Origin of the sequence: Nocardia wallacei (genome assembly GCF_029868745.1) — a bacterium.
GTDB lineage: Bacteria > Actinomycetota > Actinomycetes > Mycobacteriales > Mycobacteriaceae > Nocardia > Nocardia wallacei_B.
Window position 1 is genome coordinate 29,100 of record NZ_JARWOP010000099.1, and the last position, 21,272, is coordinate 50,371.

Below are 21,272 nucleotides of genomic sequence, written 5' to 3' on the forward strand. Positions count from 1 at the left end.
TTGCATTGACATCAACGTCAAGGTTTAGCGTCGTGGCAGCGGTGTAGCGAGGAGATTGCATGTTGATCGGGGAACTGGCCGGTCGCGCCGGGATCAGTACGCGGGCGTTGCGGTACTACGAGCAGCAGGGTCTGGTGCGGCCGGCGCGTTCGAGCAGTGGGTATCGCGTGTACGACGAGCAGGAATTGCAGGTTGTGCAGAAGATTCGGGCGCTGCTCGAGCTGGGGTTCGACCTCGCCGATACTCGGCCGTTCGTCACCTGCCTGCGCGCCGGGTATCGCAGCGGGGACGAGTGCCCCGACTCGGTGGAGTCGCTGCGCCGCAAATTGAGTGAAGTCGACGAGGCTATGAGCAGGCTCGCCGAGGTCCGGGAACGTCTGCGCGGCCAGTTGGGGGAGCCGCTGTGCGAGTTCACGTATCCGGCGGACGCAACCACACGAGGAGAGCGGTCGTGAAATTCGCGATCAGTTACAGCACGGCCTTCAACGGCACCGATCCGGATCGGCTGGTGGCCTTCGCCCAGCACGCCGAGCATTGCGGTTTCGAGGCGCTGTATGTGCAGGACCACATCGCCCTGTACCCGGGCGCCGCGTACGGTGCGGGCGAATTGCCTCCGACACTTCCGTACTTCGATCCGCTGGACTGCCTGAGTTTCGTCGCCGCGGCGACGCAGCGGTTGCTGCTCGGCACCGGAGTGCTGCTGCTGCCGTACCGGCATCCGGTCGTGTTGGCGAAACGTCTTGCGACAGTGGACGTCCTGTCCAAGGGGAGGATGCGGCTGCTGACGGTCGGGCTCGGCACGCTGTCGGGGGAGGCGAAGGCCACGGGTGTGGATTTCGCGACCCGTGGCCGTCGTGCGGACGAGGCGATCGACGTGTTGCGCCTGCTCTGGTCCGGCGGGCCGGACGGGGTCGACTACCACGGTGAATTCTTCGCCTTCGACAAGCTGTGCAGCTTTCCGAAACCTGTTGGGGTGCGCGAACTGCCGATTCATGTCGGTGGGTCCAGCCGTGCGGCGGCGCGGCGAGTCGGTTCGAGGGGCGACGGATACTTCGCCGGTGGCATGTTGACCGAGCACGAACGGGATCATCAGATGTTGTTGGCGCGCAAGGCCGCTGTCGATGCTGGGCGTGATCCCGCGGTTCTGGAGTACACGCGCTGGGGGGCCGGCGACATGTCGGCCGAGCGGGTGCAGGAGCTCGCCGAGCACGGGGTGGATCGGGTCGTGGTGAACTTCGCGGGCGCCGACGCCGCCGAGCAGCACGACCAGATGTCGGAATTCGCAGCAAGATTCGGTCTCGCTGTGGATCGTTGAGTACCTGGCATAACAGCGTATCCAATACCGCGCTACGTGGGAAGCTCCTCTCCTGAGTTGGCTCTCGAGATCTCGGCTGGGTGTGGCCGAGATCCGTGTCGAGCCCATCCGGGTCGTCGGTCGTGCCGAATATCTTTCGACCGCAGTTACTTTCGTTGTGCCGGGCTTGTCCTGGTTGTGACGGCGTGCCTGGATGTGGTGTGTGAAGGGGGAGCATGGTTTCCGAGCTGATCGTCGCGGTGCTGGCCGCGGTCGCGGCTGTGCTGGTGTTCGTCGCCGGCGCGCGGCTGCGGCCCGTGTCGTGGCAGGAGACCGAGGAGCATGCGGCCGGTGAGCTGGTGCTCGATGTCGTGAAGAACTTCTTCGTCGCGGTGGTGGCCTTCGTGGTGGTGCTGTGCTGGCAGCAGTACGACAATGCGCAGACCCACACGGTGTCCGAGGCGAAGGCGCTGGTCGAGACCTATTGGGCCGCACACCAGATGCCGGAGCCGGAGCATCAGCGCATCCAGGGGCTGGTGCGGCGATACACCGAGCAGGTCGCCGGACCGGAGTGGTCCAGCATGGCGCACGAGGGGCGGCTCAGCTCGGACGCGCAGCAGACCCTGGATTCCCTGCGCGATTCGGTGTACGCGATGCCGCATGAGGACCCCGAGGTCGAAGACCTGCGCTCCAAGGTGCTCGACAGGCTCGACGACGTGGCGGACGCCCGGCACGAGCGAGAAGTCGACGTCCGGCGCAGCGTTCCCGGATTCCTCTTCCTCGCATTGGTTTTCGGTGCGATCCTGATGCTGGTGATCCCGGTGCTGTCCGGTGTCAAGCCGACCGTCAGCAGCGTGCTGATGATCGCGCTGCTCGGTGTGGTGGTGGGATTGATTCTGCTCGAAATCCGAAACCTCGACCGCCCCTTCTCCGGGGCGACCATCGTCCCGCGCGACGCCTACGAACTGGCGCTGGCCCGCTATCAACACGTCGACTGACGCCGAATGCGAGGTGTGGGGATGCTTGTCGACAAACACACGGCCACAGCAGCATTCGCCGCGACAGCCGTCTTGGCTTCGCTGACGATGTGTGGCCATGCGCAAGCCGAGCCGACTGACATCCGTCCGTTGGTCGACGAAGTCGTGAGCGGGAGTGCTGAACCGGCACCCGGTGGTGCGCGGGACTCCGGTGTCCATAGCCCCGGAGAAGGCTCCGGCCCTGAACAAGACATCGCCGTTCCGCGCCCGAATGACGGTGCGGCGCATGGTATGAGCGATAACGCTGTGCCGGATCGCGGTGCCGTGCGCAGCTCGAACGAGAGTCCCCTGCCAGGTCCTACCGGAGGTGCGGGTCCGGGTCCGAGTGACAGTCGTGCGCCAAGCATGAACGGCGGCCCCGTGACGGGGGCGGACGCGAGTCTTGTGCCCGGCTTGCCCGATGGTCTCGCGCAGGGCCTTGGCGGCGGTCTTGTGCGGGGCACGGACAGCGGTTTCGTGCTGGGTTCGAGCGGCAGTGCGGAGATGGGCGCGAGTGGCGTGCCGGGAGTCAGCGATAGTGCGGAGCCGGGGCCGAGTGGTGTACTGGGCGTGAGCGGCAGCGCGGAGACGGGGGCGAGTGGCGTACTGGGCTCGAGCGGCAGTGCGGCGATGGGGCCGAGTGGCGTGTTGGGGGGCAGCGGTAGTGCGATGCCAGGGGTCGAGGGCCGCTTGCTGGAGAGACCGCTCGGCTTGGGTGGTCGTTCGCCTGTCCAGGTGTCCGGTGCCGGAGGCGAGCGTCCCGGTACCGCGGAGCGTGGTGAGATCAAGGTCGGAAATCCCGTGGCGGCACTCGTTCTGGATACCGGACGTGTCGCGACAGCCTGCGCCGGTAGCGCGGTCGCAGGTAGCTCGGCTGTGCTGCTCGGATCGGCGACGGGTAGCGGTCTCATGCCGGGACTTATAGGCCCCGGATCAGCGGGATCAGGAGTGGGTAGCGCGGCTGCGGGGTCGGGAGTGGGTAGTGCGGCTGGGGGGTCGGCGGCCGGTGGCGGTCTCGTTCCCGGCTTGGTGGGCACAGGGTCCGGTGTGGGGAGTTCGGGGTCGGCGCTCGGTAGCGGTCTCGTTCCCGGGCTGGTGGGTACCGGTTCGAGTGGGTCGGCTCTGGGCAGTGCGGCTGTAGGGAGCGCGATGACCGGCAGCGCATTGCTGACCTGCCTGCTGTTGCTGCCGTCCGCACCACTGCCGGAACTGCCACTTCGGTTTCCTCCGCCACTCATGCCGCCACTCACACTGCCTCCACCGGTCGCGTCGCCCGTCGTGAACGCCCCCACCCCGACACCCGTCCCCGAACACCCGAAGGCAATGCCCGCACCGCGCCGCGAGCGCCCGCCCAGTCCCGCACTTCCCGAACACCACAACCCCTTGAACACCGTCATCCTCATGACACTTTTGGTCGTCGCCGCCGCAGCGAGCCGCGGTCGCGCGAGTGTCCGCCGCGTACGCCTATAGCCACAGCCTCGCGGCGGTCGATCGCTGTCGCTGCTCACGCCCAGCCGCTACGCCAGTCCGGCCGCAGCGGTCACAAACCGAGGCGAGTCGGCGAAAATTTGCCGCTTGCGTTCGAGTTGTGACCGTCTGAGCCGGATCTCGCACCAGGCACATCGCGCATCACGGAACGGAAGCGTCGGTCTGTGGCCAGACGAGATTTCCGCCGCGGGAGATCGACGCACCTCCGGACTACTCTGCCTACCGTGCGGGAACGCGAATTGCTGGAGGAATACATCGCCGACGGCGGACTGATGCAGCTCTCGACGGTGCGCCCAGATGGCACGCCCGTGGTGTGCACGGTGTGGTACGTGGCGACCTTCTACCCGGATCGGTTGCGTTTCATCTCCCGGACTGACCGGGTGCACTCGCACAATATCCGGCGCAACCCGGCCGTCGCGGGGGCCGTGCTGGCGGATCCGCCGGCGGAGTTGGGGCTGCCGGGATGGGACGTCTCGTTCACGGGACGGGCGGTGGAATTGCCCGGTACCGGCATCGATGCGGAGAAGCGGGAGTTCGCGGCGCGATGGCCGAGGGCGACGGGTGTGCTCGAGGCCATGCCGGATTGTGCGTCGCGAATGTATGAGATCGCGGTCGAGCGGTGGGTGCTGTTCGACGAGGAGAATTTCCGGGAAAGTCCGCGCCGGGAGATCGCCGGGCATTAGGCGCCTGCGTGGACCATCCGCGCCGGAGGGGTGATGATGGCAGGGCAGGGGCGAACGCCTAGTGCGAGGAGGTCGCGTGGTGCGCACGCCCGATTGGTCGCCCGACGACATAGACCCGACGGTGCCCAGCTCCGCCCGGATGTACGACTACGTACTCGGCGGATTCAACAATTTCGAGGTCGACCGCAAGCTGTCCGACTGGGTCGCGGAAACCATGCCGGAGGTGGCGCGGGGCGCCCGCGACAACCGCGCTTTCCTGCGGCGTGTGGTGACATTCCTGGTGCGGGAGGCGGGCATCCGGCAGTTCCTCGACCTCGGCTCCGGCATCCCGACCGTCGGAAATGTCCACGAGATCGCGCAACGGCTGGTGCCCGACACGCGGATCGCCTACGTCGACATCGATCCGGTGGCGGTCTCCGTCTCCCGACGGCTGCTCGCGGGCAATTCGCACGCCACCGCCGTCCGCGGCGACCTCACCGATATCGAGTCGGTCCTCGCCGACCCCGACGTCCGTGAACTGCTCGACTTCACCCGGCCCGTGGCCGTGCTGCTGGTGTCGGTGCTGCACTTCGTGCCCGAGTCGGCGCGGCCCGCGGACATCATCGCTCGGTTACGAAAGGTGTTGGCGCCCGGCAGTTTTCTGGCCATCTCGCATTTCACCGACGACGGCCAGGAGGAGTACGCGAGACGCATCGTCGCCATGTCGCGCCAGACACCCACCACGACGACACCGCGCACTCGCGCCCAGGTCGCGGACCTGTTCAGCGGGTTCACCCTCGTCGCGCCGGGGCTGGTGGACGCCGCCGAGTGGCGGCCGGACGATCCGGACGCGGCCGTGTCGAGGTCGGGCTGGTACGGCGGTGTCGGCGCGCTGGAGTGAGGCGCTACCGGGAGTACAGCTTGAAGATCTCCCGGGGACGGACCTCGCGTTCATCGAAGGCGACATCGAGATTCGGTGCGCCGTCGAAGGTGAACGCGGCGGTGTAGTCCTGCTCCGTCTCCCAGTGTGCGGCCGACACCACGGCGGCATCGTCGTCGGTGACCCAGTAGTCCACCGACAGGCATCCGGGTGTCGTACCCAGGAATGTCGCGACCCGGGCGACGCGATCGACGAAGTCGTCGAAATGCGCGGCGGCGGGATAATGGAATGCGACGAATCCGACGGACATATCGGTTCTCCTTTCTCGTGCGGGTGATCTCACCCGCGGGACTCCACAAGGGTTTTCGGGCGCTCGGCCGATCCCGTGAGCGCACGCAGCGCCCGCACCGGCAGACTCCAGCGCGCCGGGCGGCGCACCGACCCGGAGAGCGCCTGCTCGGCGCTGTCGAAGCAGTCCTCCAGGCACGCGTCGTGTAGCCACCGGAAACCGAACGGCCACGTCAGCCGTGCCGAGCCGCGCAGCCGCATGACCAGCAAATGCTCGAGTTCTACCGAGTCGCCCCCGGCCGGTCGGACGGTGAACTCGTGGAATCCGTCGAAGCCGCGCGGCCCGGTGAATCGGAACCGGATCCGCTGCCCCGGTTGGTAATCCTCGACGGTGTAGCGAACCGGCCCGTGCCCGCCGACCGCACCGACGCCGAGCGGCCGATCGAAACGCATCGGCGGCCAGCGATGGCTGGGCCAGAGTCGATCGTCCTCGCCCGCAAGCGAATCCAGCAGGGCACCGGCCTCGGCGGCCGTTCCTGGAACCCGCCGCGTGTGGATATTGAGCACGGCCATGGTGGTCAACCTTCCGATGTCGTTATAGAGGGAACGCTCTACAACGAATTAGAACATACCCTCCATAACGAGGGGAAGTCGCTCGCCGCATGATCCGCGCCACTGTCCGCGCGCGAATTACGGTCGTGCCGTGGATGTTTTGGACAGACTCCGGCTGGATGTGCCGGTCGTGCGGGCGGGTATGGGCGGTCGCGTCGCGGGCGGCGTACTCGCGGGAGCGGTCGCGGCGACCGGTGGACTGGGCACGATCGGCATGCTGCCGCCCGATCACCTGCATTCGGCGATCTCGCGCGTTCGGGACGAGGCGCCCGGACGGTCGGCAGCGGTGAACCTGCTGATGCCCTTCGCGCGTCGCGGCCACGTACGGGCCTGTCTCGAGACCAACGCCGACATCGTCGTGCTCGCTTTCGGGGCAACGCGGCACTGGTAGCTACCGCCGCCGATACCCGGACCGCGCTGGCGGCGGGCGTGGTGGCCGGGACCCGATTCCTGCTGACCGAGGAGTCCGGGGCGCATCGCGAATACCAGCGGCGGGTGCTGGCCGCGCGCGAGACCGTGGAGACGACGCTGTTCGGGCTCGGCTGGCCGGCCCGGCATCGTGTCGTCCCGAATGCCGCGACCCGGCGGTGGTGTGGTTCGGACGGCACGGCTCGCCACTGGGTGCGGGCCCTCAACACGGGGAGCGGCGTGTTCGGGCGGTTTGCTCCCGAGGGCGCGGAGGCGGTCTTGCTGCGGGGACAGCGTCCGGGGTCGCCGTTGTTCGGCCCGGCCGCGCCGCTGGTCGGTATGCCGGATTCGTGGACGGGCCGCGCTCTATGCGGGGGAGTCGGCGTTGCGTATCACAGAGGTCGTGTCGGCGAAGCGGGCTGTTGCCGAACTGGCCGGAAGTTGACGGTGGCGTGATTGGGCAAGGGGGTCTCCCGCGGCGGACGCGACGGCCTGACCTCCATGGTTCCGCGCGATTGCCTGGATGTTGCCAGATGTCATAGGGGTTCGTGGGGTGAATCTGTTCACAATCGCGCGCTCCGCTGCCGACCGTCCCGGCATCGCCGTTCGGATCCGCTGTACCGTCGTGCATGACCTCCGAAGTGATCGCGAAGGCGGACTACCCCGGTGGGGTGGCCGTCAGGAGCACGCCACTGGATCGGATGCGGGTGTGGGCGGGTGTGTGGCTAGCCGCGCTGCCGACGGCGGTGGTGACGACGGTCTTGTTGTACGGGCTCGGTCTGGCGATGGGTTTATCTGTCGCGGCTGCGATTCCAGCGCTGTGGCTGGTCTGCTGCATCCTTTGGGGCGCGATGTACTTCCGTGGCGCGGAGCGGCGCTGGCCATCGGCGCGATTCGGCCTGCGACCGCCCGCATACGGTGAAGGAGCCGGATTGGCCGGGGCTTGGGACGCGGTCACCCGGCAGTCCGGTGTGGCAGCTTCGGCCTATTCGCTGTGGGTGCGGGACGCGGACCGCGAAGATCCGGTGCCGGACCGGATGATCGCGATAACCACGGAGTCGCTCGCGGATTCGACCTCGCGCGAGACGGAAGCGGTGCTGGCGCGCGAACTCGGCGCGCGGGTGCTCGGCCGGGGCGCGTTCCCGCGCTTCGTGTTCCGTCGCTACAACGCCCCGGTGGTGCTCGGTGAACAGGCGCTGCTATCGGGTCTGGTCGGTATCGGCGAGACCCTCGCGCAGCGGGTACCGGTCCGTGGCGCCCGGGTCTTCACCGGAGTCTGGAATGCGGCGAGCCGGTTGCTGGTGGCCTGTCCGATCGTGGCCATGGCGACGGTGATCGTCGGGCTTCCGGCGGCGCTGCTGCTGCGCCTGGCACCCGAGATCGTGTCGTTGGCGCTCGCTCCTCTCGTTCGCCGGATGGTCTACCGCGCCGACGCGGTGGCGGCCGACCTGGGGTATGGGCCGGATCTGTGCGCGGTCCTGTCCCGGCACCTGCCCGAGCATCGCGCCCGGGGATCCGATCCGCTGTCGCTGTCGGCCTCGGTTCTGGGACCGACAGCGGACGAGCGAATCGGACGGGTGCGCGACCGCCTGGACGAGTTGGCTCGGCTCGGCCGCATCTGACCGACTCGTCGGGGAGTCTGTGCCGAGCGGACGGGCAGTGGTGTGCCTGAATCGATCGTGCGTACGACGGGTTCGGATGCGTTTGCGACCGAACCCGTTACGGCTGGCAGTGGCTATTGTGTTGGGGGATGGTCTGTTCGATGAAGTAGTTGTCGGCGGCTGTGGTGGTGCAGGCGTTGCGGCCGTAGACGCCGTGGCCCCAGCCGTCGTAGGCCAGTAGCACGGAACCGGGCGTGTGGGCTGCTACGGCGGTGGCCCATTCGTACGGGGTCGAGGGATCGTGTCGTGAGTTCATCAGCAGAACCGTTGGGGCGTCGGCGATCCGAGGCCGGTGTGGCGGGTTCGCCGGCGACGGCCAGTTCGCGCAGATACTTCCGGCGATCCAGGCGAAGTGGGAACGGAGAGTACCGGCGTGCCGCTGCTGGTCGCGCCACAACTCGTCCCACCGTGCCTGATCGGGGATGCTGAATGACCAGTCGGAGCAGGCGATCAGCTCCGGCGCGGGGACCGGCTCGCCGCGCCGGAGCGGTGTGGGAGCGGCGGTGAAGGTGGGTGGCAGATCGTGCATCGTCCGCAGATCGTCGGCCAAGTGCGGCCAGTCGGGCTGGTAGAGCGATTGCAGGGCGGTGTGGCTCAATTCCCACGGCCGCAACGGTTTTCCGGCCGGGTCGGACAGCTCGCCGCGCAGTGCCCGGTCGTACAACCGATCGAACAGTGCGGGCACGTCGGCGCCGTGTAGCGCGCAGGCGGTCTCGCGCTCGCACCAGGACACGAACTCCGCGAACGCGTCTCGGCCGCCGCGTGCCTCGGTGGCGAGGAAATCGGGCCCGGCGAGGCTGTGATCATCGATGCTGTCGAGCACCATCGCACGCACGCGCTCGGGGAACAGTTCGAGATAGGCCTGTCCCGACATGGTTCCGTAAGACCGGCCGTACAAGCTGACGGTCTTGTCGCCCAGCGCATTGCGCAGCGCGTCGACGTCTCTCGCGACGCTCGCGCTGTCGAGATGGTCGAACAACGGCCCGGTGTACTCCCGGCAGCTGTCCACGAGTTGCTTTGTGTACGTGGCCACTTCGGTCAGGCGGCCACCGGCATCGGGTACCAGATTCGGCCGCGTCGAGGCGAGACCGGCATCGCAGCGCAGCGGGTGGCTGCGCCGCACGCCGCGCGGATCGAAGCTGACGATGTCGAACCGGGTTCGCAGCGCAGGGGAGAAGCGGTCACCGTGCAGCAACTCGTCCACTCCGGAGGTGCCGGGGCCGCCGGGCAGCGAGATCAGGGTGCCGATCCGGCCGGGGTCGTGGGTTCGCTTCCGCGCCACGGCCATATCGATGGTTGGTCCGCTCGGCTGCGACCAGTCGATCGGTACGGCGACGGCCGCGCATTCGACTTCGGCATTCTCGGCGCACGGCCGCCAATCCGGACTCGGCGCCCGGGTATCGGCGGTAGTGCACGCGGTCAGCCCGGCCGTGACGCTCAGCAGGGCCAGGACGACCGGAATGACGCTTCGGCGCAATCGCATGGGCGGAGCATGGCGGTCCGGGTCACGCTCCGGCATCACCGCGCGGAGGGATTCCGGTCTCGCTCTCGGGTAGGGGTGCCGGTCCGAGCGTTCCGCGGCACCAGCCCATCTCGGGGCTTACCAACCTGCCTACTGAGTTGGGGCTCTGGCGGGCAGGTGCCTCGTGACGCTCACTGGACCTCGTCGACAGCGACCGGCCGGTGTTCGCGGCGGGACAGCTCGCAGGCTTCCGCGATATAGAAGGCCTCCAGGGCTTCTCGCGGGCCGCACGGGTTTTCGGCCCGCCCGCGCACGACATCGGTGAAGACCGACAGCTCCTCGGCGTAGGCGCGGCGGAAACGGTCCATGAAGCCGGGATAGGTGGGGAATGGCGATGCGGGGTGGTCCGGCTCCACCGAGCGCAGGGGGACCCGTTCGTCCAGTCCCACAACGGCATTGCCGCGTGAGCCCAGCGCCTCGAGTCGTACGTCGTAGCCGGCGCCGTTGTAGCGGCCCAGCGAAACCGTCGCCAGCGCACCGTCGTCCAGCCGCATCAGGACCGCGGCGGTGTCCACGTCGCCGGCGTCGGCGAAGAAACGCTCGCCCCGGTTGGCGCCGAGTACGAACACCTCGCGCACCTCGCGCCCGGTGACCCACCGGATGATGTCGAAATCGTGGACGCCGCAGTCCCGGAACAGGCCGCCGGAGCGCGGAATATAGTGCGCCGGAGGCGGTGCCGGATCGAGGGTGGTGGCGCGCAGAGTATGCAGCCAGCCCAGTTCGCCGGACGCGACGGCGGCGCGGGCGGCGGTGTACCCGGCATCGAATCGGCGCTGGAACCCGATCTGCACGGGAACGGCGGACTGCTCGACGCGCCGGATGACCTCGAGCGTGCCCGCGATGTCGGCGGCGAGCGGTTTCTCACAGAACACCGGAATGCCGCGGTCGACCGCCGCGACGACGAGTTCGGGGTGCGAGTCGGTCGCGGTGGCGATCACCAGCCCGGCGATATCCGAACCGAGGAGGGTGTCGATGTCGGGGGCGAATTCGGCGCCGAGTTTGGTGGCAGTGGCCCGTGCGCGTTCGGTGTCGGCGTCGGCGACGACCACCTCGGCCACCGCGGGCAGGGCTTTCAGGATTTCGGCGTGCGCGCTGCCGATGCGGCCCGTGCCGGCGAGGCCCAACCTGAAGGTCATGACGAACTCCTGTCGGTGAAACATCGGTGGACGGTGGATGATTCGAGCCGCGCCGCGATCCGGATCGGGACCGATCTCAGTCTCTGGGTGGGGCCGTCGTCGCGCGGACGACCAGCGACGGCTGCACGCGTGTGCGCACCGCGGCGGTGCGATCACCGCGCAGCCGTTCGATCAGCGCCGCCATGGCGAGGCGGCCGATCTCGACGCGGGGCTGGTCGATGGTGGTCAAGGAGACGTGGTGCAGGGCGGCCAGGGACGAATTGTCGTAGCCGACAAGCGAAACATCCTGCGGGACTTTCAATCCCGCCTCCTCCAGCGCGGACATCGCACCGACGGCGTTGAAGTCGTTGCCACACAGCAGGGCGGTGGGAAAGTTGCTGGGGGAGAACAGATTCAGCAGCTTGCGTACGGCCGCCACACCGGCCGCGTCGGTGTGCTCGCTCGACAGCACCATCGGCTCCAGGCCGTGGCGCTCCATGGCGGCCAGGTAACCGCGCCGCCGCGGCGCCGCGGTGAACGCCGCGCCGCCGTCGAAGTGCACGATTCGCCGATGTCCCAGCGACACCAGATGATCCACGGCCAGCCCCGCGCCGGTCGCGCCGTCGTCGTTGACGGTGTCGATGCCGGGGACCATCGAACTGCGCGACACCAGCACCATCGGATAGCGCCGGGCAGCGTCCCGGATGGCCGCCGCGGGCAGCACCGGTGAGAGCAGGACGATCCCGCCGGGACGGAAGGACTGCAGGCTGTCCAGGGCGGTGCGCTCGCGAGATGCGTTGCGGCACCCCGTGTTCAGGATCAGCTCCAGACCCGCCTGCTGGGCCGCGGCATCCATTCCCTCCACCACGTCGGCGAAGAACGCGTTGCGTAGATCCGAGACCAGGACGCCGACGATGTTGGAGGTGCGGCTGGCCAGCGATCGCGCCATGGCGTGCGGCTGATAGCCGAGTTCCTCGGCCGCGCGCAGCACCGCGCGCCGCCGATGCTCGCTCACCTTCGACGACCCGCGCATGACCAGCGACACCAGCGCGCGGGAGACGCCCGCCTCGGCGGCGACATCCTCCATCGTGGGTCGGGTCATCGTGGTCTCCCTGGCCATCGAACGCGGCGGGTCACGCCGCGTGCGGTGCACGTTACAGCGTCCGCACAAGGCAGGCAATAGAGCGCTCCAACGCGGAATTTCCGAGGTTTGCGGCAGCCGTGTGACTACCGTGGACGCCATATATATGCAGGTGGAGACGCTAAATCCGCAGTTGAGCGAGCCTTGACACAAGAGTGATTCAGGTTACATAGTTGGAGCGCTCCAACGGACGGAGTGCACCCCGACAGGCCGGAGAAGTCTCATGACCGAACCGCTGTATCCGCTGCGAATCGCCGCCGCGCCGATTTCCTGGGGCGTATGCGAAGTCCCCGGCTGGGGTCACGTGCTGGACGCGGGCACCGTGCTGTCGGAAATGACGGCGCTGGGCATCACGGCCACCGAATTCGGCCCGCCCGGGTACCTGCCGGGCCGCCCGGCCGCCGTGCGCGAACTGCTCGATCCCTACGGGATCAGTGCGATCGGCGGCTTCCTCGCGCTGCCGCTGCACCGATCCACCGGCCACGCCCTCACCGCCGCCGCAGCCGCGGCCGCCCGCTTCGCCGCCACGGGGGCCGAGGTCCTGGTGCTGGCGGCCGCGACCGGCACGAACGGCTACGACGCCCGGCCGCCGCTCGGCGCTCACGAGTGGCGCACCCTCATCGATACGGCGGCGACCATCCGCGACATCGCCGCCGAACGCGGCCTGCGCACCGTGCTGCACCCACACGTGGGCACGCACGTGGAGACCGAGGCCGAGGTGGACCGTTTCCTCGCCGACTCGGACCTGGATCTCTGTCTCGACACCGGTCACCTGCTGGTCGGCGGCGTCGACCCGGTGCGGTTGGCCCGCCGCCACGCCGATCGCATCGGGCACATTCACCTCAAGGATGTCCGAAGCGCGCTCGCCCACGAGATACGCAGCGGAACAATGGATTACAGCCAGGCCGTGCGACGGGGTCTGTACGCCCCGCTGGGAGAGGGGGATGTCGATATCGAGGCCCTGGTTCGGTGCGTTCGCGAGGCGGGCTACCGGGGCTGGTACGTGATCGAACAGGACACGGCGCTGACACCGGGCGATACCGCGGCCGTCCCGAGCCGCGACACCGCCCGCAGCCTGCGCTATCTCGCGGAACTCGGCGCCGCCCCGCAGGCGGCGCGAATCTAGGTTGGGACCATGACGACGAAGTCTCGACCGCCCCGCGGCAGGTACGGCCGGTGGCGAGTGCTGCCGTGGTTGGCCGCCGGGGTGCTGCTGGCCGCCTGTAGCGGGCCGGGCGCCGACGCGCCGGTCTCCCACACCCGGGCGCCGGTGGCCGCCGGCACCCTCGAATCCGTCGCGGTGGTCTCGCACGGCACGCCCGGCGACGCCTTCTGGAACGTGGTGAAGAACGGTGCCGAGGCCGCGGGCAAGGATCTGGGCGTCCGCGTCGAATACAACTCCGCGGGCGATCCCGGCGAGCAGGCGAAGCTGGTCGACAACGCGATCGCGCAGGGTGTCGACGGCCTGGTGGTGTCGATGGCGAACCCGCAGGCGCTGGGGCCGTCCGTCGAACGTGCTGTGGCGGCGGGCATTCCGGTGGTAACCATCAACTCCGGGGAGGCCGAGAGCGTGAAGCTCGGCGCCATCGGCCACGTCGGTCAGAGCGAGCGGGCGGCCGGCGAGGCGGCCGGGCGGCGACTGCGGGAGGCCGGGAAGTCCAAGCTGCTCTGCGTGATCCACGAGGCCGGTAATGTGAGCGCCGCCGAGCGCTGCGGTGGCGCCATCCAGGGCTTCGGCAATGCCGCGACGCTGCAGGTCGACATCAACAATCCGACCGACGCGCAGGCCCGGATCAAGGGCGCGTTGGAGGCGGACCGGTCCCTCGACGCGGTACTCACGCTGAATTCGCAGATCGCCGCCCGCGCCGTCGCGGCCGCGGGCGAGTCGCGCTCGAGCGCCACGGTCGCCACTTTCGACCTGAATCCCGAAGCGGTGGAGGCGATCCGGGCCGGCACGCTGCTGTTCGCCGTGGACCAGCAGCAGTACGAGCAGGGTTATCTGCCGGTGGTGATGCTGCGTCTGTACCGCACCAACCTCAACGCGGTCGGCGGCGGCCGCCCGGTCCAGACCGGGCCGGCATTCGTCGACTCCGGCAATGTCGACGCCATCGCCGAGCTGGTGGCGCAGGGCACCCGCTGAGGACAGGAGTGGACGAGATGAGTGTTGCCACAACCGGTTCGGACGTGAGCCCGGCCGAGGATCGGCGCGCCACGCTGCTCGAGCGGATCGTCGTCCGGCCGGAGATCGGCGCCGCACTGGGCGCGATGCTGGTGTTCGCGTTCTTCTCGGTGATCACCGAGAAGTTCCTCAGTCCGCTCGGCGTCGCCACCTGGCTCGACGACGCCTCCACGCTCGGCATCATGGCGGTCGCCGTGGCGCTGCTGATGATCGGCGGCGAGTTCGACCTCTCGGCGGGCGTGATGACCGCCTCGACCGCCCTGGTCACGGCGCTGCTCGCGGTCGAGGCGGGCTGGAACGTGTGGCCGGCGCTGCTGGTGTCGCTGCTGTTCGCGCTGGCGGTCGGCGCGCTCAACGGCTGGCTGGTGATGCGCACGGGGCTGCCGAGCTTCATCGTCACCCTCGGCACCTTCCTGGCCTTGCAGGGTGTCAACCTCGGTGTCACCCGGTTGGTGACCGGCACGGTGCAGGTGTCGGGCATGCGATCCGCGTCCGGATACTCCTCGGCCGGTTGGGTTTTCGCCTCGACCACCGATATCGGCGAGGCGCGGATCCAGGCGTCGGTGGTGTGGTGGGTCCTGCTCACCGCGCTGGCCGCGCTGGTGCTGGTGCGCACCCGGTTCGGCAACTGGATCTTCGCCGTCGGCGGCGCCCCGGCCAGTGCCCGCGCCGTCGGGGTGCCCGCGGTGCGGACGAAGATCATCCTGTTCATGACCACCGCGTTCGCGGGCTGGGTGGTCGGATCCTGCAACATCCTGCGGTTCGCCAGCGTGCAGGCCAATCAGGGCGTGGGCCTGGAGTTCCAGTACATCATCGCCGCGGTGGTCGGGGGCTGTCTGCTCACCGGCGGTTTCGGGTCGGTGATCGGCGCGGCCATCGGCGCCCTGATCTTCGGTATGGCACGCCAGGGCATCGTCTTCGCGCGCTGGGACAGCGACTGGTTCATGTTGTTCCTCGGCGTGCTGCTGCTGTCGGCCGTCCTGGTCAACAACGCGTTCAAGAAGCGGGCGGAAAGGGTACGGCGATGACGGCGCCACTGATCGAAACCCTCGGTGTCGGAAAGAGTTACGGCGGCGTGGTGGCGCTGCGGGACGTGTCGACCGTGGTCGAGGCGGGCCGGGTCACCTGCGTCCTCGGCGACAACGGCGCGGGCAAGTCGACATTGATCAAGATCCTCGCGGGTGTGCACCGGCACGACACCGGCGAACTGCGCGTCGAGGGCAAGCCGACCGTATTCGGCTCCCCGCGCGCGGCCTTGGACGCCGGGATCGCCACCGTCTACCAGGATCTGGCGGTGGTGCCGCTGATGAGCGTGTGGCGCAACTTCGTACTCGGCTCCGAACCGACCGTCGGCCTCGGCCCGTTCCGCGTACTCGATCGGCGCAAGAGCACGGAGGTCACCCGGAAAGCGCTGTCGGACATGGGTATCGACCTGCACGACCTGGAGCAGCCGGTCGGCACGCTGTCCGGCGGGCAGCGCCAGTGCATCGCCATCGCGCGTGCCGTGCACTACGGCGCGAAGGTGCTGATCCTCGACGAGCCGACCGCCGCGCTGGGCGTCAAACAGTCCGGCGTCGTGCTGCGCTATGTCGTGCAAGCCCGCGACCGGGGCCTGGGAGTCGTTCTCATCACCCACAATCCGCACCACGCCTATCCGGTGGGCGACCGATTCCTGCTGCTCGAGCGGGGTTCGGTGCTCGGCTCCTATGAAAAGTCCGAGATCGACCTGCCCGAACTGACGCGGCAGATGGCCGGTGGCGCGGAACTGGAAGCGCTGCAACACGAATTGGAGCGGATGGCGCCGTGAACGACTCCCCGCAACCGCCGCCGCTGGAGGCACTGACCGTCGGCCGCGTCGGCGTGGACCTGTATCCGCAGCAGAGCGGCGTGCCGCTCGCCGAGGTGCGGACGTTCGCGAAGTTCCTCGGCGGCACCGCGACCAACGTGGCCGTCGCCGCCGCCCGGCTGGGCCGCCGCAGCGCGGTGCTGACCAAGGTCGGGCCGGACGGTTTCGGGGACTTCGTGCGCACGGCGCTCACCGAATTCGGCGTCTCCGCCCGGTACGTGTCGACCGCGCCGCAATTGCAGACCCCGGTGGTGTTCTGCGAACTGAACCCGCCGTCCGATCCGCCGCTGCTGTTCTATCGATCGCCGATCGCGCCCGACCTGACCCTCACCCTCGGCGACGTGCCCTGGGAAGTGGTGGAAACCGTTCCGCTGCTGTGGGTTACGGGAACGGGCGTCAGCGCGGAGCCAGGCCGTTCGACCCAGCGCGCGATAGTGGAGCGGCGCGGGCGATTCGGCCGCACCGTGCTGGATCTGGATTACCGGCCGATGTTCTGGCCCGACATCCCCACCGCGCGCCGCGAGATCGGCTGGATGCTCGATCACGTCGACGTGGTCGTCGGTAACCGGACCGAGGCGGAGGTGGCCGTCGGCAGTGCCGATCCCGACGAGGCGGCCGACCGGTTGCTCGCTCGCGGGGTGCGGCTCGCCCTGATCAAATGCGGCGCCGAGGGAGTGCTGGCCGCCACCGAGTCGGGCCGCTGGACGGTCCCGGCCTGCGCGGTGGAGGTGGTGTGCGGGCTCGGCGCGGGCGACGGGTTCGGCGGCGCGCTCGTGCACGGACTGCTGTCGGGCTGGGAGCCCCACCGCGTCGCTACCTACGCGAATGCGGCAGGGGCGCTGGTGGCTTCGCGGCTGGCGTGTGCCGACGCCATGCCCACCGCGGCGGAGATCGAGGCCATGCTGTGTGTATGAGAGCGTGGATCGGCTGAGAGGTGTCGCAATGAGACTGACCACCGCGCAGGCCTTGGTCGCCTGGCTGATCGCCCAGCATTCGGAGACCCTCGACGGCCGCGAAGTCCCGTTGTTCCCAGCGGTTTTCGCCATCTTCGGGCACGGCAATGTGCTCGGGCTCGGCACCGCGCTGGAGGAGCGGCGCGATGTGATTCCGGTATGGCGCGGCCACACCGAGCAGGGCATGGCTCTGGCCGCGATCGGGCTGGCGAAGGCGACGCATCGTCGGCAGGTGGGGGTGGCGACCTCGTCGGTCGGTCCGGGCGCGTTGAACATGGTGACGGCGGCGGGGGTGGCGCATGCGAACCGCCTTCCGCTGCTGCTGCTTCCGGGCGATACCTTCGTCGGCCGTGCGCCCGATCCGGTGTTGCAGCAGGTGGAGAATTTCGGCGACGCGACAGCGACCGTGAACGACGCCTTCCGTGCGGTCAGCCGGTATTTCGACCGCATCACCCGTCCGGAGCAGCTGATCGCCACGCTGCCCCAGGTGGCCCGCGTACTGACCGACCCGGCCGAAGTGGGCCCGGCGACCCTCGCGTTGCCGCAGGACGTCCAGGCCGAGAGCTACGACTTCCCCGACGAACTGTTCCGCCCGGTCGTCCATCCGCCGCGCCGGGCGAGGCCGGACCGCGGCGAACTCGCCCGGGCCGCGCGGGCATTGGCGGCGGCCCAGCGGCCGCTGCTGGTGCTGGGCGGCGGCGTCCGGTACTCCGGCGCCGGGCGGCGTGCGGTGGAATTCGCTCAGCGGCATGGCATTCCGATAGCGGAGACCACCGCGGGGCGCACGCTGGTGCCGCACGCCCATCCGCTGTACGCGGGCCCGCTCGGCATCACCGGCTCGGCCTCGGCGAATGTCGTTGCGGACGAGGCGGACCTGGTGCTGGCCGTGGGCACCCGCCTCCAGGACTTCACCACGGCCTCCTGGACGGTCTTCGCTCCCGGCGCGCAGCTGATCAGCATCAATGTCGCGGCCTTCGACGCGGTCAAGCACGGCGCGCTCGCCGTGGTCGGCGATGCGGGCGCCGCCCTGGAAGACCTTGCCCCACAGCTGATCGGGTGGCGGGTCGATCGCGCGTGGAGCGCCCGAGCGGCCGCGGTGCGTGCCGAATGGGACGGCTACATAGATACGCTGCGCGAACCGGCGGACGGCCGGCCCAGCTACGCCCAGATCGTCGGCGCCGTCAACGATCTCAGCGAACCCGCCGACTACGTCATGACCGCGTCGGGCGGCCTCCCCGGAGAACTCGTCGGCGGCTGGCGGGCGGTGGGCGGCGAACCGACCATGGACGTCGAATACGGCTTCTCCTGCATGGGTTACGAACTCGCGGGCGCCTGGGGCGCGGCCATGGCGCACCGGCGCGGGCTGGTGACCACGCTGCTCGGCGACGGCTCCTACCTGATGCTCAACTCGGAGCTGTTCTCGGCGGCCTTCGCCGGTCATCCGCTGGTGGCCGTGGTGTGTGACAACGACGGCTACGCGGTGATCGCACGGCTACAGGAAGGCCAGGGCGGCAACGCATTCAACAATCTCTACCGCGAGTGCCGCTCCAATCACGCCACACCGCCCCGGGTGGATTTCGCCGCCCACGCCCGATCGATGGGCTGTGCCGTCTTCACCGCCACCGACGTGGCGGAGTTCCGCACCGCCTACACCGAGGCCCGCGCCGCGGCACTCGCCGAATCCCGGCCCGCGGTGGTCGTCGTGCGCACCCAGCCGTCGCAGTGGACCGAAACCGGGGCCTGGTGGGAAGTCGGTGTGCCGGAACATCTTTCCGGCCGCACCGCATACGACGAGGCCAAGCCGCGGCAAGTGCGATATCTGTGAGAAAGGCCGGTGGCTGATCAGTCGGCCACCTTCGTGAATCGGACGTGGGTGACGCGCTCCGACGACACCAGCTCGCTGCATTCATAGCCGGGCAGCGTCCCGAGATCGTCGAAGATCCGCTCGCCCCCACCCAGCAGGATCGGCACCACCGCGAGGTGGAGCATGTCGACCAGCCCCGCGCGCAGGAACTGCCGCACGGTCGCCGCCCCGCCGCCGAGCCGCACGTCCTTGCCGCCCGCGGCCTCGAAGGCTCGGTCCAACACCGCCCGCGGGGTGTCGTTCACGAAGTGGAAGGTCGTGCCTCCGGCCATCTCGAACGACGGCCGGGAATGGTGGGTCAGCACGAAGACATCGTGGTGATAGGGCGGGTTCGGGCCCCACCAGCCGGTCCAGGAGTGATCCGGCCATTCGCCGCGCACGGGCCCGAACATGTTGCGGCCCATGATGGTCGCGCCGATATTGACCTCACCGGCCAGGCCGAAGTCGTTGTCGACACCGGTTTCGCCACCCGGCTCGCCGGTCATCTCGCGGCCGAATCGGGTGGCGAAGATCCACTCGTGCAGTCGTTCACCGTCGATTCCGAGCGGATTCTCCGAACCCTGATCGGGTCCGGCGAGGTAGCCGTCCAGGGAGATCGACAGGTTGTGGGCGCGCAGCTGAGGCATGACAGGTCCTTCAAAAGTGGTTGTGATTTGCAATCGGTAGGGACGATAACGCATGCGGTTGTAGAGTGCAATCAGTTGGTCGAAGCGGAGGTGAGTGATCGTGCAAGCGCGTTCGGGATGTCCTATCAACGCCACGATCGAGGTGATCGGTGACAAGTGGACGATGCTGGTGCTGCGGGACGTCATGTTCGGCAATCGGCGGCACTTCCGCGAGCTGCTGGCCGGATCCGAGGAGGGCATCGCCTCCAACATCCTCTCCGACCGGCTCAAGCGCTTGGTCGCCGCCGGGCTGCTCAGCAGGGAGGACACCCGCCCGGGGCAGAAGGCCGAATACCGCCTGACCGAGGCGGCCATCCAGTTGGTGCCCGTGATGGCGCAGCTGGGCAGTTGGGGGTTGCGGCACCGCCCGACCACCCAGCGCCTGCGGGTGCGCGCGGAACTGCTGGAGGACGGCGGCCCCGCGCTGTGGGAGGAGTTCATGGACGAATTGCGGGAGTCGCACCTCGGCATCCCGCGTCCCGCCGACGCCGGACCGGCGCCGTCGGAGCGACTGCGCGCCGCCTACGAACGGGCCGTCGCGGAGGGCTGACAGCGCGCCGCCGACGGCGCGCCGGGCCCGTGTGGACCTTCGCGGGGGACCTCGTTATCGTCTGCCTGGCTCGAGGCGAGAAGGTACGAGAGATGGCGCACGGCACGGTCAAGTGGTTCGACAGCAAGAAGGGGTTCGGTTTCATTACCGCCGACGACGGCGGACCGGACGTCTTCGTCGACTACGCCGAGGTCGAGGGCGTCGGCTTCCGTTCCCTCGTGGAGGGGCAGCGGGTGCAGTTCGAGATTCGCCGCGCGAAGGCCGGGCCCGAGGCCAGGGGCGTGCGGGTACTGCGCGACCGTTAGATGTGTCCTGCCGCACATTTTCTTCGATTCTGTCGCTCGAGTCACTTTTCAGCAAATCCGGATAACGCGTGTTTAACTCGGTCGTATATACCGGTTGTCAGCCAGTTGGACTGAGTTTTACGAAGGAGAGTCAATTTCATGATCCCCGTTATCATCGACACCGGTAGCGCCGCCCTGAACGGCCTCTTCAGCACCTTCGGTGCCGCCTTCCACGGTCTGGTCGACACCCTGTGGACCGGCTCGTTCGGGGGCTGACCTCGTACGATGGTCGTAGTGAACGACCTTGGGCCCGGCCCCGGACGACAACCGTCCGGGGCCGGGCCATTTTTCGCCTTCGGCGGCTGCCGATGCCCGGTGGCATGGCTCGCACAGCTATCACAGGGCGATAACATCGGCGCGCTCCAGGAAAAACGAATAATCATGCGGCGCAGCCGCAACCACCCCTCGCACGCGCGCGCGGTGGCGAGTATGCCGCCCGGCATGGCAATGTGGACGGGTGAGACCGGGTCGGCCGTGTGGTTGGTCGCCTGGCTCGTCTACAGAAGGTACGAAATGGCGCAAGGCGTAGTTAAGTGGTTCAACAGCGAGAAGGGCTTCGGGTTCATCGCACAGGACAACGGGGGGCCCGATGTCTTCGTGCATTACTCGGCGGTCTCCGGGTCGGGCTTCCGCTCGCTCGATGAAGGTCAGCGCGTGGAGTTCGAGGTCGGCCAGGGCCAGAAGGGCCCGCAGGCCCAGGACGTCCGCGTGATCTGATCCCGCGACTTGCCGAGGGGCCCCCCGCCGGGGACCGTGCGGGGCCCCGCGCGCGGTCGGGGTACGG

21 protein-coding genes and 1 pseudogene are annotated in these 21,272 nt (G+C 68.7%); 16 read left to right on the forward strand and 6 right to left on the reverse strand.

What is annotated here, in order from left to right:
* Nucleotides 1-59 precede the first annotated feature (59 nt).
* From QH470_RS07590 to QH470_RS07610, 5 genes are all read left to right on the forward strand, one after another.
* Nucleotides 60-455 carry a MerR family transcriptional regulator gene (locus tag QH470_RS07590; RefSeq protein WP_280271559.1) on the forward strand — a complete coding sequence of 132 codons (396 nt, stop codon included), beginning with the start codon at nucleotides 60-62 and terminating at the stop codon, nucleotides 453-455.
* On the forward strand, nucleotides 452-1,315 hold the full coding sequence (locus tag QH470_RS07595) for a TIGR03619 family F420-dependent LLM class oxidoreductase (RefSeq protein WP_280271560.1): 864 nt from the start codon (nucleotides 452-454) through the stop codon (nucleotides 1,313-1,315). Before QH470_RS07590 ends, QH470_RS07595 begins: the two co-directional genes overlap by 4 nt.
* Nucleotides 1,316-1,530: 215 nt before the next feature.
* On the forward strand, nucleotides 1,531-2,292 hold the full coding sequence (locus QH470_RS07600; protein ID WP_280271561.1) for a bestrophin-like domain: 762 nt from the start codon (nucleotides 1,531-1,533) through the stop codon (nucleotides 2,290-2,292).
* 1,730 nt (nucleotides 2,293-4,022) lie between these two features.
* The gene (locus QH470_RS07605) at nucleotides 4,023-4,481 is read left to right on the forward strand and encodes a pyridoxamine 5'-phosphate oxidase family protein (protein WP_280271562.1); all 459 of its coding nucleotides are present in this window, start codon (nucleotides 4,023-4,025) and stop codon (nucleotides 4,479-4,481) included.
* A gap of 79 nt (nucleotides 4,482-4,560) precedes the next feature.
* Nucleotides 4,561-5,361, forward strand: coding sequence for an SAM-dependent methyltransferase (locus QH470_RS07610; protein WP_280271563.1), 801 nt, complete (start codon nucleotides 4,561-4,563; stop codon nucleotides 5,359-5,361).
* 4 nt (nucleotides 5,362-5,365) lie between these two features.
* Here the strand turns inward: QH470_RS07610 and QH470_RS07615 are convergent, their stop codons facing one another.
* Both QH470_RS07615 and QH470_RS07620 read right to left on the reverse strand, forming a co-directional pair.
* Entirely contained in the window at nucleotides 5,366-5,650 is a 285-nt protein-coding gene (locus tag QH470_RS07615; RefSeq protein ID WP_280271564.1) for an antibiotic biosynthesis monooxygenase family protein, read from the reverse strand.
* A gap of 29 nt (nucleotides 5,651-5,679) precedes the next feature.
* Entirely contained in the window at nucleotides 5,680-6,201 is a 522-nt protein-coding gene (locus QH470_RS07620) for an SRPBCC family protein (protein ID WP_280271565.1), read from the reverse strand.
* Nucleotides 6,202-6,331: 130 nt separating this feature from the next.
* Between QH470_RS07620 and QH470_RS07625 the strand changes: the two are divergent.
* Together QH470_RS07625 and QH470_RS07630 are read left to right on the forward strand one after the other, a co-directional pair.
* Nucleotides 6,332-7,093, forward strand: a pseudogene (locus QH470_RS07625) (nitronate monooxygenase family protein).
* A gap of 184 nt (nucleotides 7,094-7,277) precedes the next feature.
* Nucleotides 7,278-8,270, forward strand: a complete 993-nt coding sequence (locus QH470_RS07630; protein WP_280271566.1) for a M48 family metalloprotease — start codon at nucleotides 7,278-7,280, stop codon at nucleotides 8,268-8,270.
* 97 nt (nucleotides 8,271-8,367) lie between these two features.
* On the opposite strand, the gene QH470_RS07635 is transcribed toward QH470_RS07630, so the two are convergent.
* The 3 genes from QH470_RS07635 to QH470_RS07645 all read right to left on the reverse strand — a co-directional run bounded on the left by QH470_RS07635 (nucleotide 8,368) and on the right by QH470_RS07645 (nucleotide 12,048).
* Nucleotides 8,368-9,792 (reverse strand): alpha/beta hydrolase, encoded by a 1,425-nt coding sequence (locus QH470_RS07635; protein ID WP_280271567.1) that lies wholly within the window; start codon nucleotides 9,790-9,792, stop codon nucleotides 8,368-8,370.
* A gap of 170 nt (nucleotides 9,793-9,962) precedes the next feature.
* Nucleotides 9,963-10,967, reverse strand: coding sequence for a Gfo/Idh/MocA family protein (locus QH470_RS07640; RefSeq protein ID WP_280271568.1), 1,005 nt, complete (start codon nucleotides 10,965-10,967; stop codon nucleotides 9,963-9,965).
* Between the two features lie 76 nt (nucleotides 10,968-11,043).
* Nucleotides 11,044-12,048: a LacI family DNA-binding transcriptional regulator gene (locus tag QH470_RS07645; protein WP_280271569.1), complete on the reverse strand. Its 1,005-nt coding sequence runs from the start codon at nucleotides 12,046-12,048 to the stop codon at nucleotides 11,044-11,046.
* A 262-nt stretch (nucleotides 12,049-12,310) separates the two neighbouring features.
* Between QH470_RS07645 and QH470_RS07650 the strand changes: the two genes are divergently transcribed.
* The 6 genes from QH470_RS07650 to iolD are packed head-to-tail and all read left to right on the forward strand — an operon-like array spanning nucleotide 12,311 to nucleotide 18,890.
* Nucleotides 12,311-13,213: a TIM barrel protein gene (locus QH470_RS07650; RefSeq protein ID WP_280271570.1), complete on the forward strand. Its 903-nt coding sequence runs from the start codon at nucleotides 12,311-12,313 to the stop codon at nucleotides 13,211-13,213.
* A gap of 9 nt (nucleotides 13,214-13,222) precedes the next feature.
* Nucleotides 13,223-14,227 carry a sugar ABC transporter substrate-binding protein gene (locus QH470_RS07655; protein ID WP_280271571.1) on the forward strand — a complete coding sequence of 335 codons (1,005 nt, stop codon included), beginning with the start codon at nucleotides 13,223-13,225 and terminating at the stop codon, nucleotides 14,225-14,227.
* Between the two features lie 17 nt (nucleotides 14,228-14,244).
* Nucleotides 14,245-15,294, forward strand: coding sequence for an ABC transporter permease (locus tag QH470_RS07660; protein WP_280271572.1), 1,050 nt, complete (start codon nucleotides 14,245-14,247; stop codon nucleotides 15,292-15,294).
* Nucleotides 15,291-16,073, forward strand: a complete 783-nt coding sequence (locus QH470_RS07665) for an ATP-binding cassette domain-containing protein (protein WP_280271573.1) — start codon at nucleotides 15,291-15,293, stop codon at nucleotides 16,071-16,073. Before QH470_RS07660 ends, QH470_RS07665 begins: the two co-directional genes overlap by 4 nt.
* Nucleotides 16,070-17,026 (forward strand): 5-dehydro-2-deoxygluconokinase, encoded by a 957-nt coding sequence (gene iolC / locus QH470_RS07670; RefSeq protein WP_280271574.1) that lies wholly within the window; start codon nucleotides 16,070-16,072, stop codon nucleotides 17,024-17,026. Before QH470_RS07665 ends, iolC begins: the two co-directional genes overlap by 4 nt.
* Before the next feature lie 28 nt (nucleotides 17,027-17,054).
* Nucleotides 17,055-18,890 carry a 3D-(3,5/4)-trihydroxycyclohexane-1,2-dione acylhydrolase (decyclizing) gene (gene iolD, locus QH470_RS07675; protein WP_280271575.1) on the forward strand — a complete coding sequence of 612 codons (1,836 nt, stop codon included), beginning with the start codon at nucleotides 17,055-17,057 and terminating at the stop codon, nucleotides 18,888-18,890.
* 17 nt (nucleotides 18,891-18,907) lie between these two features.
* Here iolD and QH470_RS07680 read toward each other — a convergent pair whose 3' ends face one another.
* Nucleotides 18,908-19,555: a dihydrofolate reductase family protein gene (locus QH470_RS07680; RefSeq protein ID WP_280271576.1), complete on the reverse strand. Its 648-nt coding sequence runs from the start codon at nucleotides 19,553-19,555 to the stop codon at nucleotides 18,908-18,910.
* 100 nt (nucleotides 19,556-19,655) lie between these two features.
* On the opposite strand from QH470_RS07680, the gene QH470_RS07685 reads away from it, so the two are divergent.
* The 3 genes from QH470_RS07685 (at nucleotide 19,656) to QH470_RS07695 (ending at nucleotide 21,205) form a co-directional block, all read left to right on the forward strand.
* Nucleotides 19,656-20,144, forward strand: coding sequence for a winged helix-turn-helix transcriptional regulator (locus QH470_RS07685; protein ID WP_280271577.1), 489 nt, complete (start codon nucleotides 19,656-19,658; stop codon nucleotides 20,142-20,144).
* A gap of 92 nt (nucleotides 20,145-20,236) precedes the next feature.
* Nucleotides 20,237-20,449, forward strand: a complete 213-nt coding sequence (locus QH470_RS07690) for a cold-shock protein (protein ID WP_280271578.1) — start codon at nucleotides 20,237-20,239, stop codon at nucleotides 20,447-20,449.
* A gap of 552 nt (nucleotides 20,450-21,001) precedes the next feature.
* The gene (locus QH470_RS07695; protein WP_280271581.1) at nucleotides 21,002-21,205 is read left to right on the forward strand and encodes a cold-shock protein; all 204 of its coding nucleotides are present in this window, start codon (nucleotides 21,002-21,004) and stop codon (nucleotides 21,203-21,205) included.
* Nucleotides 21,206-21,272: the final 67 nt, after the last annotated feature.

Excerpts from the sequence above, each read along its gene's own strand:
- QH470_RS07630 (WP_280271566.1), top strand. The coding sequence starts at position 7,278 with ATGACCTCCGAAGTGATCGCGAAGGCGGACTACCCCGGTGGGGTGGCC.
- QH470_RS07680 (WP_280271576.1), bottom strand. The coding sequence starts at position 19,555 with ATGCCTCAGCTGCGCGCCCACAACCTGTCGATCTCCCTGGACGGCTAC.
- QH470_RS07665 (WP_280271573.1), top strand. The coding sequence starts at position 15,291 with ATGACGGCGCCACTGATCGAAACCCTCGGTGTCGGAAAGAGTTACGGC.
- QH470_RS07600 (WP_280271561.1), top strand. The coding sequence starts at position 1,531 with ATGGTTTCCGAGCTGATCGTCGCGGTGCTGGCCGCGGTCGCGGCTGTG.
- QH470_RS07590 (WP_280271559.1), top strand. The coding sequence starts at position 60 with ATGTTGATCGGGGAACTGGCCGGTCGCGCCGGGATCAGTACGCGGGCG.
- QH470_RS07615 (WP_280271564.1), bottom strand. The coding sequence starts at position 5,650 with ATGTCCGTCGGATTCGTCGCATTCCATTATCCCGCCGCCGCGCATTTC.
- QH470_RS07650 (WP_280271570.1), top strand. The coding sequence starts at position 12,311 with ATGACCGAACCGCTGTATCCGCTGCGAATCGCCGCCGCGCCGATTTCC.
- QH470_RS07635 (WP_280271567.1), bottom strand. The coding sequence starts at position 9,792 with ATGCGATTGCGCCGAAGCGTCATTCCGGTCGTCCTGGCCCTGCTGAGC.
- QH470_RS07655 (WP_280271571.1), top strand. The coding sequence starts at position 13,223 with ATGACGACGAAGTCTCGACCGCCCCGCGGCAGGTACGGCCGGTGGCGA.
- QH470_RS07660 (WP_280271572.1), top strand. The coding sequence starts at position 14,245 with ATGAGTGTTGCCACAACCGGTTCGGACGTGAGCCCGGCCGAGGATCGG.
- QH470_RS07695 (WP_280271581.1), top strand. The coding sequence starts at position 21,002 with ATGGCGCAAGGCGTAGTTAAGTGGTTCAACAGCGAGAAGGGCTTCGGG.
- QH470_RS07620 (WP_280271565.1), bottom strand. The coding sequence starts at position 6,201 with ATGGCCGTGCTCAATATCCACACGCGGCGGGTTCCAGGAACGGCCGCC.
- iolD (WP_280271575.1), top strand. The coding sequence starts at position 17,055 with ATGAGACTGACCACCGCGCAGGCCTTGGTCGCCTGGCTGATCGCCCAG.
- QH470_RS07645 (WP_280271569.1), bottom strand. The coding sequence starts at position 12,048 with ATGACCCGACCCACGATGGAGGATGTCGCCGCCGAGGCGGGCGTCTCC.
- QH470_RS07640 (WP_280271568.1), bottom strand. The coding sequence starts at position 10,967 with ATGACCTTCAGGTTGGGCCTCGCCGGCACGGGCCGCATCGGCAGCGCG.
- QH470_RS07690 (WP_280271578.1), top strand. The coding sequence starts at position 20,237 with ATGGCGCACGGCACGGTCAAGTGGTTCGACAGCAAGAAGGGGTTCGGT.